Origin of the sequence: Frigoribacterium sp. Leaf172, from assembly GCF_001424285.1 — a bacterium.
Taxonomy (GTDB): Bacteria; Actinomycetota; Actinomycetes; order Actinomycetales; family Microbacteriaceae; genus Frigoribacterium.
Map to the genome: position 1 here is coordinate 892,118 of NZ_LMPB01000001.1, position 16,486 is coordinate 908,603.

A 16,486-nucleotide genomic window follows, 5' to 3' on the forward strand; every position below is an offset into this window, starting at 1 on the left:
GCACCGCCCCCGCCACCCCCCCCCTACCCACCCAGCACCGCCCCGCACCACCCCACCCAGCAAAGGACGGAACGATGATGTTCACCACCTCCACGAAGCGCGGAGCGCGCCGCGCCCTCGCCACCGCGGCGGCCCTCGCGGGCGTCGCGCTCGTCGCCTCCGGCTGCGCCCTGACGGCCGGCTCGGGCGACGACGACTCGTCGTCGGGCTCCGGGTCCGACGGCGCGCAGTCGATCGCGTTCGTGCCCAAGCAGCTCAACAACCCCTACACCGACGTCGTCCTCGGCGGCGGAGAGGACGCCTCGACGGCGATCGGCTACGACTACAGCGTCGTGGGTCCGCTCGAGGCCAGCGCGTCGTCGCAGGTCACCTTCATCAACACGCTCACGCAGCAGGGCGCCGACGTCATCGTCATCGCCGCGAACGACCCCGACGCGGTCGGGCCGGCCCTGCAGGAGGCGCGCGACGGCGGCGCGAAGATCGTCGCCTTCGACTCCGACACGAACCCCGACTACCGCGACGTGTTCATCAGCCAGGTCGAGGCGAAGGACGTCGCGCTCATCCAGATCCGCCAGATGAGCGAGCAGATCGGCGGCGAGGGCGACATCGCGATCCTCTCGGCGACGGCGAACGCGACGAACCAGAACGAGTGGATCAAGTACATCGAGGAGGAGGTCGACACGAACCCCGACTACGCCGGGATTAACATCGTCTCGAAGGTCTACGGCGACGACGACGACGCGAAGTCGTTCCAGGAGGCTCAGGGCCTGCTCCAGGCGAACCCCGACCTCAAGGGCATCATCTCGCCCACCACGGTCGGTATCGCCGCGACGGCCCGCTACCTCTCGACCTCCGAGTACAAGGGCAAGGTCGCCCTGACGGGGCTCGGTCTGCCGAACGAGATGCGCGAGTTCGTGAAGGACGGCACCGTCACCGCGTTCGCCCTCTGGGACCCGGCGCAGCTCGGCTACGTCGCCGCCTACGCGGGTCAGGCGCTCGTCGACGGCACCATCACGGGTGCCGAGGGCGACACCTTCGAGGCCGGCGACCTCGGTGAGCGCACCGTGGGCGCCGACGGCATCGTGATCGTCGGCCCGCCGACCGAGTTCGACGCCGACAACATCGACGACTACGACTTCTAGTCGCCGTCGCGGGGCCGCCGGGCGACCACCCCGGCGGCCCCGCCCTCCCTCGGAGCGCGCCTCGCGCCTCCTCGTCTCATCCGGCGCGCCAGCGCCCCGTCGACACCGGAGTCGTCACCCCATGAGCATCAGCACCGCCGTGTCCGATCAGCTGCCCCCGATGCGCCGCCGTCGCACCCGCGTCGGTCTCGTCGCCGGCGGTCTCGGCACCTACTGGCCGCAGTTCCCCGGGCTGCTGCCCCAGCTGCAGGAGTCCACCCGCTACGTCGCCGACCGCTTCGGGAGTCTCGACGCCGAGGTGATCGACACCGGCTTCATCTCGGACGCCCAGGAGGCGCGGGTCGCCGCCGACACGCTCCGCACCGCCGACTGCGACCTCATCGTCGTCTTCCTGACCACGTACCTCACCTCGTCGATGGTGCTCCCGATCGCGCAGCGCGCGGGGGTGCCGGTGCTCGTGATCGACCTGCAGCCGACCGAGAGGATGGACCACGAACGCTTCGACACCGGACTCTGGCTGGCGTACTGCGGCCAGTGCCCGGTGCCCGAGGTCGCCAACGTGTTCCGCCGGGCCGGCATCGAGTTCCGGTCGGTCACGGGGCACCTGCGAAGCGAGCGCGCCTGGCGGCGCATCGAGCGCTGGGTGCACGCCGCCGGAGTCAGGGCGAGACTGAGGGAGGCGCGGCACGGCCTCATGGGCCACCTCTACCCGGGCATGCTCGACGTCTCGACCGACCTGACGCTGCTGTCGACGTACTTCGGCTCGCATGTCGAGGTGCTCGAGTTCGACGACCTGCGGGTGCGCGTCGACGCCGTCACCGACGCCCAGGTGCGCGACCGCGTGGCTCTGGCCCGCGAGGTGTTCGAGGTCGACGCGTCGGTCGACCAGGAGGACTTCGACTGGGGCGCCCGCGTCTCTGTCGGGCTCGACCGGCTCGTGGCCGACTTCGACCTCGACTCGCTGGCCTACTACCACCGGGGTCTCGAGGGCGAGCAGCACGAGAGGCTCGGTGCCGGCATGATCCTCGGCGCCTCTCTGCTGAACGCCCGCGGTCTGCCGGCGGTGGGGGAGTACGAGCTCCGGACGTCGGTCGCGATGCTGGCCGCGCAGGCGCTCGGCGTCGGCGGCTCGTTCACCGAGATCCAGGCGATCCACTTCGACGACGGCGTGGTCGAGATGGGGCACGACGGGCCGGCGCACCTGGCGATCTCGTCGTCGCGGCCGATCCTCCGCGGCCTGGGGGTCTTCCACGGCAAGCGCGGCTACGGCGTGAGCGTCGAGTTCGACGTGCAGCCCGGGCCCGTCACGACCTTCGGCCTCGGGCAGGACCGCGACGGCGCGCTGTCGTTCGTCACGAGCGAGGGCGAGGTCGTGCCCGGTCCGCTGCTCCGGATCGGCAACACGACGTCGCGCGTCGACTTCGGCGGGGACCCGGGCGAGTGGGTCGACGAGTGGTCGCGCACCGGCATCGGGCACCACTGGGGGCTCTGCGTCGGGCACGTCGCCCGGGACGTCGCGGCGGCGGCGTCGCTGCTCGGCATCGACCACCGGCACGTGTCGGCCCCCTTCGACGACGCCGACGGGTTCGAGCGGAGTCTCGGGTCGACGCTCCCCTGAGACCGCTTGCCGGGTGTGGCGGCACTTGCTACGCTCGCTGTATTGAAACGATTCAATGACGAACCGGAGACCCAGAGATGACCGCCGACGAGCACGAGCGCTACGCGTTCCGCCTCCAGGTCGCACCCGAGCGGCTGACCGAGTACACCCGCCGGCACGCCGAGGTCTGGCCCGAGATGCTCCAGGCGCTGCACGACAGCGGGTGGCGCTCGTACTCGCTCTTCGCCGCCCCCGACGGGCTGCTGATCGGCTACGTCGAGGCCGAATCCCTCGAGGCCGCGCAGGTCGCCATGTCCGAGACCGAGGTCAACGCCCGCTGGCAGGCCTCGATGGCCGAGTTCTTCACCTCGCTCGACGGCACCCCGCCCGATGAGGGCTTCGAGCCGCTCACGCAGGTCTTCAACCTCGAGGCGCAGCTCGGCCTGCCGGGCGGCGGTCGCTACGCAGCCCCGAAGCCCACCGCGACACCACCGACCGCTGCGACACCACCGACCCCGGCGTCATCGACGACGCCCGGCGACACCACGACCACGATCACGGAAGAGACCTCATGACCACCTTCGAGTCCATCGCCCCCACGCTCGAGCGTCAGGCCATCGAGCTGCCCAGCTGGGCGTTCGGCAACTCGGGCACGCGATTCAAGGTCTTCGGCACCCCGGGCACGCCCCGCACCGCCGAAGAGAAGATCGCCGACGCCGCGACCGTCCACGAGCACACGGGCCTCGCCCCGAGCGTCGCCCTGCACATCCCGTGGGACGAGGTCGACGACTTCACGGCCCTCCGCTCGTTCGCCTCCGATCACGGCGTCGCGCTCGGCACAGTGAACTCGAACACCTTCCAGGACGACGCGTACAAGTTCGGCAGCCTCGCCCACAGCGACGCGTCGGTGCGACGCAAGGCGATCGACCACCACCTCCGCTGCCTCGAGATCATGCGCGAGACCGGGTCGCGCGACCTCAAGATCTGGCTCGCCGACGGCACCAACTACCCCGGCCAGGACAGCCTCCGCCAGCGTCAGGACCACCTCGCCGAGTCGCTCGCCGAGATCTACGCCGGGCTCGACCCCGAGCAGCGCCTCGTGCTCGAGTACAAGTTCTTCGAGCCGGCGTTCTATCACACCGACGTCCCCGACTGGGGGACCAGCTACGCCCAGGTCTCGGCGCTCGGCGACCAGGCGCTGACCTGCCTCGACACCGGGCACCACGCGCCCGGCACGAACATCGAGTTCATCGTCATGCAGTTGCTGCGCCTCGGCAAGCTCGGCTCGTTCGACTTCAACTCGCGCTTCTACGCCGACGACGACCTCATCGTCGGCGCGGCCGACCCGTTCCAGCTGTTCCGCATCCTGTTCGAGGTCGTCGACGGCGGCGGACTCGACGAGGGCTCTCCCGTCCAGTTCATGCTCGACCAGTGCCACAACGTCGAGGACAAGATCCCCGGCCAGATCCGCAGCGTGCTGAACGTGCAGGAGATGACGGCGCGCGCCCTGCTCGTCGACCGGCCCGCGCTCGACGCCGCCCGAGCCTCCCACGACGTGCTCGGCGCCAACGCCGTGCTGATGGACGCCTTCTACACCGACGTCCGCCCCGCCCTGGCCGACTGGCGCGAGGGCCGGGGTCTGCCCCGCGACCCGATGGCGGCCTACCTCGCCAGCGGCACCCCAAAGCGCCTCGCCGAGGAGCGCGTCGGCGGCAGGCAGCTCAGCTGGACCTGAGCCGCCGCCCCGGCAGCAGCCGATCCGCAGCCGACCCGCTCGACACGACCCGCGCCTCCTCGGGGGCCCAGACAGAAGACGGACCCATGACCACGACCACCTCCACCGCCGCGGCCGACCTCATCGCCCGCAGCAACCGACTCGGGGCCGACCCCCGGGTGACGAACTACGCGGGCGGCAACACGTCGGCCAAGGGCACCGCCGTCGACCCCGCCACCGGCGAGCCGGTCGAGCTGCTCTGGGTCAAGGGCTCGGGCGGCGACCTCGGCACGCTGACCGGGTCGGGCCTCGCAGTGCTCCGCCTCGACCGGCTCCGCGGGCTCGCGGGGGTCTACCACGGGCCCGAGCACGAAGACGAGATGGTCGCCGCGTTCGACTACGCGCTGCACGGCAAGGGCGGGGCCGCCCCCTCGATCGACACGGCCATGCACGGTCTCGTCGACGCCGCGCACGTCGACCACCTGCACCCCGACAGCGGGATCGCCATCGCGACGGCCGCCGACGGCGAGCGACTGACGGCCGAGATCTTCGGCGCGCGCGTCGTCTGGGTCCCGTGGCGCCGCCCCGGCTGGCAGCTCGGGCTCGACATCGCCGCGATCAAGGCCGAGAACCCGGAGGCGATCGGCACGATCCTCGGCGGTCACGGCATCACGGCCTGGGGCGACACGAGCGACGAGGCCGAGGCGAACTCGCGCTGGATCATCGAGACGGCCGAGGCCCACATCGCCGAGCACTCGCGCGTCGACCCGTTCGGCCCCGCGCTCGACGGGTACGCCGCGCTGCCCGAGTCCGAGCGCCGCGCCCGCGCCGCCGCCCTCGCCGCCACGATCCGCGGACTCGCCTCGCACGACGCTCCGCAGGTCGGCCGATTCAGCGACGACCCCGCCGTGCTCGAGTTCCTCGCGAGCGCCGAGCACCCCCGGCTCGCCGCGCTCGGCACGAGCTGCCCCGATCACTTCCTCCGCACGAAGGTGACGCCGCTGCTGCTCGATCTGCCGGCGACCGCCTCCGTCGACGAGTCCATCGGGCGCCTCCGCGAGCTGCACGCGCAGTACCGGCTCGACTACCAGGCCTACTACGACCGCCACGCGACGCCCGACAGCCCGGCCATCCGCGGGGCCGACCCGCTCATCGTGCTCGTGCCCGGCGTCGGCATGTTCTCGTTCGGCAAGGACGCGCAGACCGCGCGGGTCGCGGGCGAGTTCTACGTCAACGCGATCAACGTCATGCGCGGTGCCGAGGGGCTCTCGACGTACGCGCCGATCGACGAGGCCGAGAAGTTCCGCATCGAGTACTGGGCCCTCGAGGAGGCCAAGCTCAAGCGTCTGCCGGCGCCCCGGCGCCTCGCCACCCGCATCGCGCTGGTCACCGGCGCCGCGTCGGGCATCGGGAAGGCGATCGCGACGCGTCTCGCCGCCGAGGGGGCCTGCGTGGTCGTCGCCGACCTCGATCTCGCGAAGGCGCAGGCCGCGGCGGCCGAGATCGGCGGGCCCGACGTGGCACGCGGCGTCGCGGCAGACGTGAGCGACGAGGCGGCCGTCAAGGCCTCGATCGACGAGGTGCTGCTCGCGTTCGGCGGCCTCGACCTGGTCGTCAACAACGCCGGGCTCAGTCTGTCGAAGTCGCTGTTCGACACCACCGAGGCCGACTGGGATCTCCAGCACGACGTCATGGCGAAGGGCTCGTTCCTCGTCGCGAAGAACGCCGCGCGGGTGCTCGTCGACCAGGGGCTCGGCGGCGACATCGTCTACATCTCGTCGAAGAACTCGGTCTTCGCGGGCCCGAACAACATCGCGTACAGCGCCACGAAGGCCGATCAGGCGCATCAGGTGCGACTGCTCGCCGCCGAGCTGGGCGAGCACGGCATCCGGGTCAACGGCATCAACCCCGACGGGGTCGTGCGGGGCTCGGGCATCTTCGCCAGCGGCTGGGGCGCCAACCGGGCCGCGACCTACGGCATCGACGAGCAGGATCTCGGCGCCTTCTACGCCCAGCGCACCATCCTGAAGCGCGAGGTCGTGCCCGAGAACGTCGCCGCCGCCGTCTTCGCCATCTGCACGAGCGACTTCTCGCACACGACCGGGCTGCACGTGCCGGTCGACGCGGGCGTCGCCGCGGCCTTCCTCCGATGACCGGCGTCTCGTGACCGCGGCAGGCGGCGGCGCGGTCGCGGCGGTCGACCTCGGCGCCACGAGCGGGCGCGTCATGCTCGGCCGGGTCGACCGCGACGGGGTCCGGCTCCGACCGGTCGCCCGGTTCGCGAACGAGCCCGTGACCGTCCCCGAAGGAGGCGCGGGTCGTCCCGGTCCCCACGGTGTCGGTCTGCACTGGGACGTCCTCGGCCTCTGGCGCTCCGTCACCGGCGGCCTGGCCGCCGCCCTGCGCGACGAACCCGACCTCCGCTCGATCGGGGTCGACTCGTGGGCCGTCGACTACGCCCTCCTCCGCGACGGGCGGCTGCTCGGCGCGCCGTACCACTACCGCGATGCGCGGACGGCGGCGGGGGTGGAGGCGGTGCACGCCGCGGTGTCGCCTCGTGAGCTGTTCACGCGGGCCGGGCTGCAGCATCTGCCGTTCAACACGGTGTTCCAGCTGGCGGCCGATCGCGCCTCCGGAGTCCTCGCCCTGGCCGATCGCGCGCTGCTGATGCCCGACCTGTTCTCATGGTGGCTGACGGGGGTGGCGGCGACGGAGTCGACGAACGCGTCGACCACCGGTCTGCTGTCGCCCGTCGAGCGCGTGTTCGACGTGGATCTGATGAACCGCGTCGGCGTGCCCGCAGACCTCTTCGCGCCGCTCGTCGAGCCCGGCGCCCGTCTCGGGCCGCTGCTGCCGTCGATCGCCGAGCTGATCGGTGCACCGTCGTCGCTCGGCGTCACCGTCGTCGGATCGCACGACACGGCGTCGGCCGTCGTCGGCGTGCCGCTCGGCGGCGACGACGCCGCCTACGTCTCGAGCGGCACCTGGTCGCTCGTCGGCCTCGAGCTGTCCGCGCCCCTGATCACCGAGGAGGCGCGCCTCGCCGGATTCACGAACGAGGGCGGGGTCGACGGCCGCACGCGGTTCCTGAAGAACGTGTCGGGCCTCTGGCTGCTCAGCGAGTCGATGCGCACCTGGGACGGCTCCGCGGCGACGGCGGCCGAGCGCAGCAGCGATCTGGCCGCACTGCTCGCCGAGGCGGCCGACGTCGTCCGCCCCGTGCCCGTCTTCGACGCCACCGACGAGCGCTTCTCGCCGCCCGGCGACATGCCGGCCCGCATCGCGTCGTGGTGCGTCGAGCACGACGTCGAGCCGCCCCGGGGGCGGGCCGAGACGGTCCGCAGCATCCTCGAGTCGCTCGCCGCGGCGTACGCGTCGACCCTGCGCGACGCCGAACGGCTCTCGGGTCGCACGATCCGCACCGTGCACGTCGTCGGCGGCGGCTCGCAGAACGCCCTGCTCTGCCAGCTGACCGCCGATCGGACGGGCTGCACCGTGCTCGCCGGGCCGGTCGAGGCCACGGCCCTCGGCAACGTCCTCGTGCAGGCGCGGGCCGTCGGCCTGATCGACCCGTCGTCGTCGCTCGAGGCGCTGCGGGCGCTGGTGTCGGCGTCGTCGGCACCCGTCCGCTACCTGCCCCGGGTGCCGTCGCGCGCCTCCTGAGCTCCCTCCGCCCCTCTCGAAAGGACCACCCATGGTCGACCGTCGCATCCCCAAGTTCCACGACCTCGCGCCGCTGATGCAGTTCAAGAAGCCCACCTTCGACCTGAAGGCCAAACGGCTCCGCGAGGCGTTGACCATCGAGGACCTGCGGAGGATCGCGAAGCGCCGCACGCCGACCGCCGCGTTCGACTACACCGACGGGTCGGCCGAGGCCGAGATCTCGCTGCGCCGGGCCCGGCAGGCGTTCCGCGACGTCCAGTTCAACCCGGCGATCCTCCACGACGTCGCCACCGTCGACACGGGCTGGGACGTGCTCGGCAAGCGGGTCGAGCAGCCGTTCGGCATCGCCCCGACCGGGTTCACCCGGATGATGCAGACCGAGGGCGAGAAGGCAGGCGCCGCGGCGGCCGCCGCCGCCGGGATCCCGTTCAGCCTGTCGACGATGGGCACGGCCAGCGTCGAGGACGTCGCGGAGGCGGCACCCGGGGGCCGCAACTGGTTCCAGCTCTACATGTGGAAGGACCGCGACCGCTCGATGGCCCTCGTCGACCGCGCGGCGGCCTCGGGCTTCGACACCCTGCTCGTCACGGTCGACGTGCCGGTGGCCGGAGCGCGCCTCCGCGATTCGCGCAACGGCATGACCATCCCGCCGTCGCTGACGCCGAAGACGATCATCGACGCCCTGCCGCGCCCGTGGTGGTGGGTCGACTTCCTCACGACCGAGCCGCTCGCCTTCGCGTCGCTCGACCGCTGGTCGGGCACCGTGGCCGAGCTGCTGAACACCATGTTCGACCCCACGGTGACCTACGACGATCTGGCGTGGATCAAGTCGCAGTGGCCCGGCAAGCTCGTCGTGAAGGGCGTGCAGACCGTCGACGACGCGCGCCGGGTGACCGACCTCGGCGTCGACGCCCTGATCCTCTCCAACCACGGCGGCCGTCAGCTCGACCGGGCGCCCATCCCGTTCCACCTGCTGCCCGACGTCGTCCGCGAGGTCGGCGGCGACACCGAGGTGCACCTCGACACGGGCATCATGTCGGGCGCCGACATCGTCGCCGCGGTCGCCCTCGGCGCGCGGTTCACGCTGATCGGACGGGCCTACCTCTACGGGCTCATGGCGGGCGGGCGCGAGGGGGTGGACCGGGCCATCGAGATCCTGTCGGTCGAGATCGCGCGCACGATGCGCCTCCTGGGCGTGAACTCCCTCGACGAGCTCGAGCCGAGGCACGTCACCCAGCTCGAGCGCCTCGTGCCCCGAGCCCGCGGCTGACCCGTGCCCTTGCTCGTGCTCGTGCCTCGGTCTGCGACGGGTTCCCGTCATCCGTGGCGGGTCGGCGCCGACCGGCCACGGACGACACGGACCCGCCGCATCGCAGGACGCCCAGCGAACCCGAGGCGAGCCGAGGAGGCGCGGTGTGCGTCACACGCCCCCGCATCGTCCACAATGGGGCCGTGACCGACATCGAGACATCGAGACGTGCCGACGGCAGCAGCCGTGATGACATCCGCGGGGCCGTCGACGGCGACCTGCGCGGCGACGTGAGCTTCCTCGGCAGCCTGCTCGGGCGCGTGCTGCGCGAGTCCGGCTCCGACGACCTGTTCCGCGACGTCGAGGCGGTGCGGGCCGCCGTCATCGCCGCGTACGAGGGGGCCGGCGGCGCCTCGCTGGACGACGCGCAGGCCATCGTCGACGGCCTCGACCAGGAACGCGCCGAGCAGGTCGCCCGGGCCTTCACCTGCTACTTCCACCTCAGCAACCTCGCCGAAGAGCACCACCGCGTCCGCGTGCTGCGTCGGCGCGGCAGCGCGCAGCGCACGGCCTCCGACTCGGTCGCCGACACGCTGCAGCAGCTCGTCGCCGAGGTGGGCGCCGACGAGGCCTCGAAGCGCCTGAGCGACCTCCGCTTCCACCCCGTGCTCACCGCACACCCGACCGAGGCCCGGCGTCGAGCCGTCGCGTCGACGATCCGCCGCATCAGCGACCTGATGGACGAGCGAGACCGGCTGCAGAACGACATCGCCGTCGCCGAGGCCGAGCGCCGCCTCCTCGAGGAGGTCGACACGCTCTGGCGCACCTCGCCGCTGCGCACCACGCGCCCCACCCCGCTCGACGAGGTCCGAACGGCGATGAGCGTCTTCGACCAGACCCTCTTCGAGATCGTGCCGCAGGTGTACCGACTGCTCGACGACCGCCTCCTCGGCGACCGGGCCGGCCGCGAGCCGGCCGTCGCCCCGGCGTTCCTCCGACTCGGCAGCTGGATCGGCGGCGACCGCGACGGCAACCCGCACGTCACGGCCGAGGTCACCCGGCAGGCCGCCGACATCGCCGCCGAGCACGTGCTGCTCGGCCTGCACCGGGCCGCGTCGCGGGTGGGTGCGACCCTCACGCTCGACGAGGCCGACACCCCCGCCGATGCGACTCTGCTCGCCCTCGCCGAGGCCCAGCGGGCGCTCGACCCCGAGCTCGCGTCGAGCATCGGCGTCCGCTCGCCGAACGAGACGCACCGTCGGGTGCTGCTCTTCGTGGCGGCCCGCATCGAGGCGACCCGCCGCGACGGCGACCCGCTCGGCTACGACGCGCCCGAGCAGCTGCTCGCCGACCTCCGCGTCGTGCAGCACTCGCTGCGGGCGGCCGGGGCGCATCGCGCCGCGAACGGCGAGCTGCAGGGACTCGTCTGGCAGGTCGAGACCTTCGGGTTCCACCTCGCCGAGCTCGAGGTCCGTCAGCACTCGCAGGTGCACCGCACGGCGCTCAACGAGCTGCGCGCCGGCGGTGAGACGAGCCCGATGACCGACGAGGTCCTCGCCGTCTTCCGCACCATCAAGGACCTCCAGGTGCGGTACGGGGTGCGTGCCGCCTCCCGGTACATCGTGTCGTTCACGCAGTCGTCCGCAGACCTCGCGAACGTGCACGAGCTGGCCGCGTACGCGCTCGGGTCGGCCGAGGCCGCACCCGTGCTCGACGTCGTGCCCCTGTTCGAGACGTTCGCCGACCTCGAGGCGAGCACGCGCATCCTCGAGGAGGCGCTGGCCACCGAGGTCGTGCAGCGTCGCCTTGCGGAGACGGGCCGCCGACTCGAGGTCATGCTCGGCTACTCGGACTCGTCGAAGGACGTCGGGCCGGTGTCGGCGACGTTCGCCCTGTACGACGCGCAGGCGCGCATCGCCGACTGGGCGGCCGCGAACGACATCACCCTGACGCTGTTCCACGGACGGGGCGGCGCCCTGGGCCGCGGGGGCGGTCCGGCGAACGAGGCCGTGCTGGCTCAGCCGCCGCACTCGGTCGACGGCCGCTTCAAGATCACCGAGCAGGGCGAGGTCATCGTCGCCCAGTACGGCAACCAGGCGATCGGCGCCCGGCACCTCGAGCAGATGGCCGCGGCGACGCTGCTCGCGTCGAGCCCGTCGAACGAGTCCGAGAACGCCGAGGCCGCCGCCCGATTCGCCGACGTCGTCACCACCATGGACGAGGCGTCCCGCGCTGCGTTCTTCGGACTGGTCAAGGCCGAGGGCTTCGCGTCGTGGTTCGCCGCCGTCACCCCGATGGAGGAGGTCGGCCTGCTCGCCCTCGGCTCACGCCCGGCCCGTCGCGGTCTCTCGGTCGAGTCGCTCGAAGACCTGCGGGCGATCCCGTGGGTGTTCGCCTGGACCCAGGCCCGAATCAACCTCGCCGGCTGGTACGGGCTCGGCTCGGCCCTCGCGGCCGTCGGCGACGTCGACCTGCTGCGCGATGCGTACAAGACGTGGCCGCTGTTCCGCACGATGGTGAAGAACGTCGAGCTGTCGCTGGCGAAGACCGACGGCCACATCGCGCGCGAGTACCTCGGCCTCGCCGAGCGCGACGACCTCGCCGGCGCCGTGCTCGACGAGATGGCGCTCACCCGCGAGTGGGTGCTGAAGGTCAGCGAGCACGCCGAGGTGCTCGACGGTCGCCCCGTGCTCAGCCGGTCGGTGCGTCTGCGCAGCCCGTACGTCGACGCGCTGTCGCTGCTGCAGCTGCGGGCGCTCCGGTCGATCCGCGTGAACGGCGGAGGCGACCCGGCCGATGCCGACCACCGCCTCCTCCTCCTCACCGTGAACGGGATCGCCGCCGGGCTGCAGAACACGGGCTGATCCGACGAGCGGGCTCGCGAGCACCGGGCGCGGGCGCCGGGCTCGCGAGCGCTGGGCGCCCGCGCCTCGATCGAGTGGTCCGAAGATGCTCTCCGCGGTCGCGAGACGAGCATCTTCGGACCACTCGAAGCACGAGGTGGGGTGGGTGGGGCTAGCGGGCGACGCGACGCGACGCGCTCGCGCCCGTCAGTCCTCGCGCGTGTACGTCGTCTCGGCGTCGTACGACTTCGCCGGGCCGCGCACCGTCCACCGCTCGACGAACGACGTGGGCGACAGGACGCGCGTCTCGACGAGGTAGTCGTCGGGAGCGCACGGATGCCGCGCCTCCCAGGCTCCCGCTCGCAGGTCGAGGTCGACGAAGTGCCGTCCGTCGGCGAACCGGACGTCGAGCGACCCGTCCGCCCGCGGGTGATACGTGAGCCGTCGACCCGCGGAGGCGCGGTGCGAGCCCCGCACGACCTCCCCCTCCTCGACGTACGAGGCGGGTCCTTCGGGGTCGTCGCCCGCCGCCTCGACGACCGCGGTCCCCGTGAAGACGGTCTCGTCGCCGACGAGCCGATCGACGACGCGGCGCTCGACGCGCCAGCGGCCGAGCAGCAGCGCGAGGGTGTCCATCCGTCCAGTGTCGCGCACGGCCCGTCGCGCACGGCCCGTCGTCCGGTCGGACGCCGCGAGGCGGCCGTCGCCCCGCCGGATCCCGCGCACGCGCGATCCCGTGGTTCCGCGGTCGGTCCGCGGTGCCACGCAGGGGCCGGTGCCGTCGAGCCGTCCGCGCGCGAACTCCGACCTTCGGTCGATCCGGCGGGCCGGGCGCCCTCCTTAGGCTCGGGGCATGACCTCCTCGGCATCGACACCCCACGCGGCGCCGGTCGCGCCGTCGCTCCCGGCGCCCGTCCCGCCGGCCCCGCCGCGGCGTCCCGCGACCGGTGCGGGGCCCGGCCGCGCGCACCTGTCCCGGGTACGGCGCGTCTGGGCCGAGACCTGGCGGCTCGGCCTCGCGACGCTGGTGGGCCTGCTGGCCTTCGGGCTCGTCTGGCCCGAGACGTCGACGGCCGGCTGGAGCGACGCCCGACTCGGCCTGAGTATCCTGGGCGATCTGGCCGCCGGGGTCTCCGCGCTCGTGCTCGTCGCATTCCGGCATCGCGCACCCTTCGTCATCGCGCTGATCCTGGCGGCCTGCGGCGGCGTCTCGACCCTCGCGACCGGCGCCGCCGTCCTCGGCCTCGTCTCGCTCGCGACCCGTCGCCGCGCCCGCGAGCTGGCGGCCGTCGGGCTCGTGTACCTCGCCGCGGGCTGGTTCTCGGAGTCGGTGATGTTCCCCGCCATGGGCGACTCGCTGCCCGCCTGGCAGCTGCTGCTCAGCGGCGTCGTCCTCTACGCCCTCGTCGTCGCCGTCGGCGCCGCGATCGGCAGCCGCCGCGACCTGATCGCCTCGCTGCGCGACCGGGCGGTGCTCGCCGAGCACGAGCAGTCCCTCCGCGAGGAGCGCGCCCGCGACCACGAACGCGGCCGCATCGCCCGCGAGATGCACGACGTCCTGGGGCACCGCCTGTCGCTCGTCGCCCTGCACGCCGGCGCCCTCGAGTACCGCGGTCGCGAGCTCACCCCCGACGAGGTCGTCGAGACGGCGGGCGTGGTCCGCGACAACGCGCAGTCGGCGCTCAGCGAGCTGCGCGACGTGCTCGGGGTGCTGCGCGACCCGTCGGCGTCGGGGGCCTCCGAGGTCACGGAGGTCGCGCCTCCTCAGCCCTCGCTGGCCGACCTGCCCGTCCTGCTCGACGACGCCCGCGCCGCCGGGACCGAGGTCTCGGTCGACGTCGACGACCGCACCGCGGCCCGCCTCGTCGAGCTGCCGACGTCGCTCGGACGCCACGCCTACCGCATCGTGCAGGAGGGGCTGACGAACGCGAGGAGGCACGCCCCGGGTCGACCGGTCGAGGTCGCCCTGTCGGACGCGGCGGGGGAGGGGCTGCGGATCGTCGTGCGGAACCCGATGGCCGGCGGAGTGGCGACCACGCCGGGCCACGGTCTGACCGGGCTGGCCGAGCGGGTCCGACTCGTCGGCGGGACGTTCCGGGCCGGACCCGACGGGCAGGGCTCGCACGTCGTCGAGGCGGTGCTCCCGTGGAGCTGACGCCCGCCGCCGCGACACCCGTCGCCGCGACCGCCGCCGCCGCGACCGCCGCCGCCGCGACACCCGCTGCCGCGCCGATCCGGGTCGTGATCGTCGACGACGAGATGCTCGTCCGCACCGGGTTGCGGCTGCTGCTCGGCGGCGACCCGGGCATCGAGGTGGTGGGCGAGGCCGGCGACGGTCTCGAGGCCGAGGGTGTCATCGACCGCACGGAGCCCGACGTCGTGCTGATGGACATCCGGATGCCCCGTTGCGACGGTCTCGTGGCGACCGAGCGCGAGCTGGCCCGGCGCCCCGACCTCTCCGTGCTCGTGCTCACCACCTTCGACGCCGACGATCTCGTGCTCGCCGCGCTGCGCCACGGGGCCCGGGGGTTCCTCGTCAAGGACACTCCGCCGCACGAGCTGGTCCAGGCCGTCCGCACCGTCGCGGCGGGCCGCTCGATCCTGTCGCCGTCGGTGCTCGACCGGGTGATCGGCGTGGCCGCCGGGAGGATCGGCGGGCCCGGCGCGGCCGGCGCGCCCCCGATCGACCCCGCGCTCGGTCGCGACGAACGCGAGCGCCTCGACCGGCTCACCGGGCGCGAGACCGACGTGGCGCTGGCCGTGGCCCGCGGGGCGACGAACGCCGAGATCGCGTCGGAGCTGTACGTCAGCGTCGCCACCGTGAAGACGCACGTCGGGCACGTCTACGAGAAGCTCGAGGTCGACAACCGGGTGCAGGTGGCGCTGCTCGTGCATGCGGCCGGTCGGGGTCCGGCGACGATCGCGTAACAGCGCGGCCCGGAGGTCGACCCCGGCGAGCACGGCTGCCATGATCATCGGAGGGCCGCCCGCCGTCCGGGCGCCTCGTCTCGAGAGCTCGTCTCGCCCGACCAGGAGGTCGCCCCGTGTCTGCCCGCACGAATCGCTCGTCGTCCCGTCTCCGCCACCCGCGCCTCCTCGGCTCGGTGGCTCTCTCCGCCGTCGCGCTGATGGCGCTCGCCGCCTGCGCCTCGGCGCCCACGTCCGAGGCGGACCCCGCCTCGACCGACTCGACGCACTGCTCGCGCATGGTCACGAACTCGGGTGGCCTCGACGACCGCTCGTTCAACCAGTCGAGCTGGGCCGGGCTGCAGAAGGCCGAGAAGGAGGACGGCATCGCGGCCGAGGTGCTCGTCTCGACCAACGAGACCGACCTCGCCCCGAACGTCGCGCAGGCGGTGTCGTCGGGGTGCGGCTTCGTGCTGACCGTGGGCTACGAGCTCGCGCCGGCCACCGAGGAGCAGGCCGCGGCGAACCCCGACATCGACTTCGCGATCGTCGACGAGACCGTCGAGGGCGACAACGTCAAGCCGATCGTGTTCGACACCGCCCAGGCGTCGTACCTCGCGGGCTACCTCGCGGCGGGGGTCTCGAAGACCGGCACGGTGGCGACCTTCGGCGGCGGCAACCAGCCCCCGGTGACCCTGTTCATGGACGGCTTCTCCGACGGCGTCGACGCGTACAACGAGGCGCACGGCACGACCGTCGCGCTGCTCGGGTGGGACAAGGAGGCGCAGGACGGCTCGTTCACCGGTGACTTCGAAGACGTCAACAAGGGCAAGCAGCTGGCGCAGGCGCTCATCGACCAGGGTGCCGACGTGATCATGCCGGTGGCCGGTCAGGTCGGCGAGGGCGCCGCCTCGGCCGCGCTCGACGCGGGCGACGTCTCGGTGGTCTGGGTCGACAACGACGGGTACGACACGCTGCCCGCCGAGTACCGCCCCATCCTGTTGACCTCGGTCATCAAGGACACCGAGCAGGCCGTCCAGGACATCGCGATCTCGTCGGCCGACGGGTCGTTCACGAACGAGCCGTACGTCGGCACGCTCGACAACGACGGTGTCGGCCTCGCACCGTTCCACGACCTCGAGTCGTCGGTGCCGGGCGAGCTGAGCGGCGAGCTCGACGCCCTGCGCGCCGACATCGTCAGCGGCGCCGTGACGGTGGAGTCGCCGAGCGCGCCGTAGGCCGCCTCAAGGACTCGTTCTCAGCCTTCAGGAGGAGCGGCGCAGCAGAGTCTTGACCGCAAGACATAACGGTCGGTAGCGTTTCGCGTGTCGCACTCAGGGTGCGGCCTGGGAATCCGACTGACGAACCGCA

General features: G+C 72.8%; 12 protein-coding genes. 11 read left to right on the forward strand and 1 reads right to left on the reverse strand.

Translation table 11 applies throughout. From position 1 onward, the window contains the following. The first annotated feature begins 74 nt into the window (after positions 1–74). The 8 genes from rhaS to ASF89_RS04385 all read left to right on the forward strand — a co-directional run bounded on the left by rhaS (position 75) and on the right by ASF89_RS04385 (position 12,229). Positions 75–1,142 carry a rhamnose ABC transporter substrate-binding protein gene (rhaS, locus tag ASF89_RS04350; RefSeq protein ID WP_082489771.1) on the forward strand — a complete coding sequence of 356 codons (1,068 nt, stop codon included), beginning with the start codon at positions 75–77 and terminating at the stop codon, positions 1,140–1,142. A gap of 121 nt (positions 1,143–1,263) precedes the next feature. Beyond that, positions 1,264–2,760 (forward strand): L-fucose/L-arabinose isomerase family protein, encoded by a 1,497-nt coding sequence (locus ASF89_RS04355; protein WP_055812299.1) that lies wholly within the window; start codon positions 1,264–1,266, stop codon positions 2,758–2,760. A gap of 77 nt (positions 2,761–2,837) precedes the next feature. Continuing rightward, positions 2,838–3,314, forward strand: coding sequence for an L-rhamnose mutarotase (locus ASF89_RS04360; protein WP_082489772.1), 477 nt, complete (start codon positions 2,838–2,840; stop codon positions 3,312–3,314). After that, complete coding sequence (rhaI, locus tag ASF89_RS04365) at positions 3,311–4,474, forward strand: L-rhamnose isomerase (protein ID WP_055812301.1); 1,164 nt, start codon at positions 3,311–3,313, stop codon at positions 4,472–4,474. Before ASF89_RS04360 ends, rhaI begins: the two co-directional genes overlap by 4 nt. 86 nt (positions 4,475–4,560) lie before the next feature. Beyond that, positions 4,561–6,606: a bifunctional rhamnulose-1-phosphate aldolase/short-chain dehydrogenase gene (locus ASF89_RS04370; protein ID WP_055812303.1), complete on the forward strand. Its 2,046-nt coding sequence runs from the start codon at positions 4,561–4,563 to the stop codon at positions 6,604–6,606. A 73-nt stretch (positions 6,607–6,679) separates the two neighbouring features. Beyond that, positions 6,680–8,116, forward strand: coding sequence for a rhamnulokinase family protein (locus ASF89_RS04375; RefSeq protein ID WP_082489832.1), 1,437 nt, complete (start codon positions 6,680–6,682; stop codon positions 8,114–8,116). Positions 8,117–8,147: 31 nt separating this feature from the next. After that, positions 8,148–9,386, forward strand: a complete 1,239-nt coding sequence (locus tag ASF89_RS04380) for an alpha-hydroxy acid oxidase (protein ID WP_055812309.1) — start codon at positions 8,148–8,150, stop codon at positions 9,384–9,386. Between the two features lie 182 nt (positions 9,387–9,568). Further along, the gene (locus ASF89_RS04385) at positions 9,569–12,229 is read left to right on the forward strand and encodes a phosphoenolpyruvate carboxylase (protein ID WP_055812312.1); all 2,661 of its coding nucleotides are present in this window, start codon (positions 9,569–9,571) and stop codon (positions 12,227–12,229) included. A 186-nt stretch (positions 12,230–12,415) separates the two neighbouring features. Here ASF89_RS04385 and ASF89_RS04390 read toward each other — a convergent pair whose 3' ends face one another. After that, on the reverse strand, positions 12,416–12,844 hold the full coding sequence (locus ASF89_RS04390; RefSeq protein ID WP_055812315.1) for a DUF6314 family protein: 429 nt from the start codon (positions 12,842–12,844) through the stop codon (positions 12,416–12,418). 217 nt (positions 12,845–13,061) lie between these two features. Between ASF89_RS04390 and ASF89_RS04395 the strand changes: the two genes are divergently transcribed. The 3 genes from ASF89_RS04395 to ASF89_RS04405 all read left to right on the forward strand — a co-directional run bounded on the left by ASF89_RS04395 (position 13,062) and on the right by ASF89_RS04405 (position 16,353). Further along, complete coding sequence (locus ASF89_RS04395) at positions 13,062–14,363, forward strand: sensor histidine kinase (RefSeq protein WP_082489773.1); 1,302 nt, start codon at positions 13,062–13,064, stop codon at positions 14,361–14,363. 104 nt (positions 14,364–14,467) lie between these two features. Beyond that, positions 14,468–15,136: a response regulator transcription factor gene (locus ASF89_RS04400; RefSeq protein WP_055813087.1), complete on the forward strand. Its 669-nt coding sequence runs from the start codon at positions 14,468–14,470 to the stop codon at positions 15,134–15,136. A gap of 200 nt (positions 15,137–15,336) precedes the next feature. Further along, positions 15,337–16,353, forward strand: coding sequence for a BMP family protein (locus tag ASF89_RS04405; RefSeq protein WP_055813090.1), 1,017 nt, complete (start codon positions 15,337–15,339; stop codon positions 16,351–16,353). The last annotated feature ends 133 nt before the right edge of the window (positions 16,354–16,486 follow it).

Coding starts and splice junctions, on each gene's coding strand:
- ASF89_RS04360 (WP_082489772.1), top strand. CDS start 2,838: ATGACCGCCGACGAGCACGAGCGCTACGCGTTCCGCCTCCAGGTCGCA.
- rhaI (WP_055812301.1), top strand. CDS start 3,311: ATGACCACCTTCGAGTCCATCGCCCCCACGCTCGAGCGTCAGGCCATC.
- ASF89_RS04380 (WP_055812309.1), top strand. CDS start 8,148: ATGGTCGACCGTCGCATCCCCAAGTTCCACGACCTCGCGCCGCTGATG.
- ASF89_RS04355 (WP_055812299.1), top strand. CDS start 1,264: ATGAGCATCAGCACCGCCGTGTCCGATCAGCTGCCCCCGATGCGCCGC.
- ASF89_RS04400 (WP_055813087.1), top strand. CDS start 14,468: ATGCTCGTCCGCACCGGGTTGCGGCTGCTGCTCGGCGGCGACCCGGGC.
- ASF89_RS04405 (WP_055813090.1), top strand. CDS start 15,337: ATGGCGCTCGCCGCCTGCGCCTCGGCGCCCACGTCCGAGGCGGACCCC.
- ASF89_RS04395 (WP_082489773.1), top strand. CDS start 13,062: ATGACCTCCTCGGCATCGACACCCCACGCGGCGCCGGTCGCGCCGTCG.
- ASF89_RS04390 (WP_055812315.1), bottom strand. CDS start 12,844: ATGGACACCCTCGCGCTGCTGCTCGGCCGCTGGCGCGTCGAGCGCCGC.
- ASF89_RS04375 (WP_082489832.1), top strand. CDS start 6,680: ATGCTCGGCCGGGTCGACCGCGACGGGGTCCGGCTCCGACCGGTCGCC.
- ASF89_RS04370 (WP_055812303.1), top strand. CDS start 4,561: ATGACCACGACCACCTCCACCGCCGCGGCCGACCTCATCGCCCGCAGC.
- rhaS (WP_082489771.1), top strand. CDS start 75: ATGATGTTCACCACCTCCACGAAGCGCGGAGCGCGCCGCGCCCTCGCC.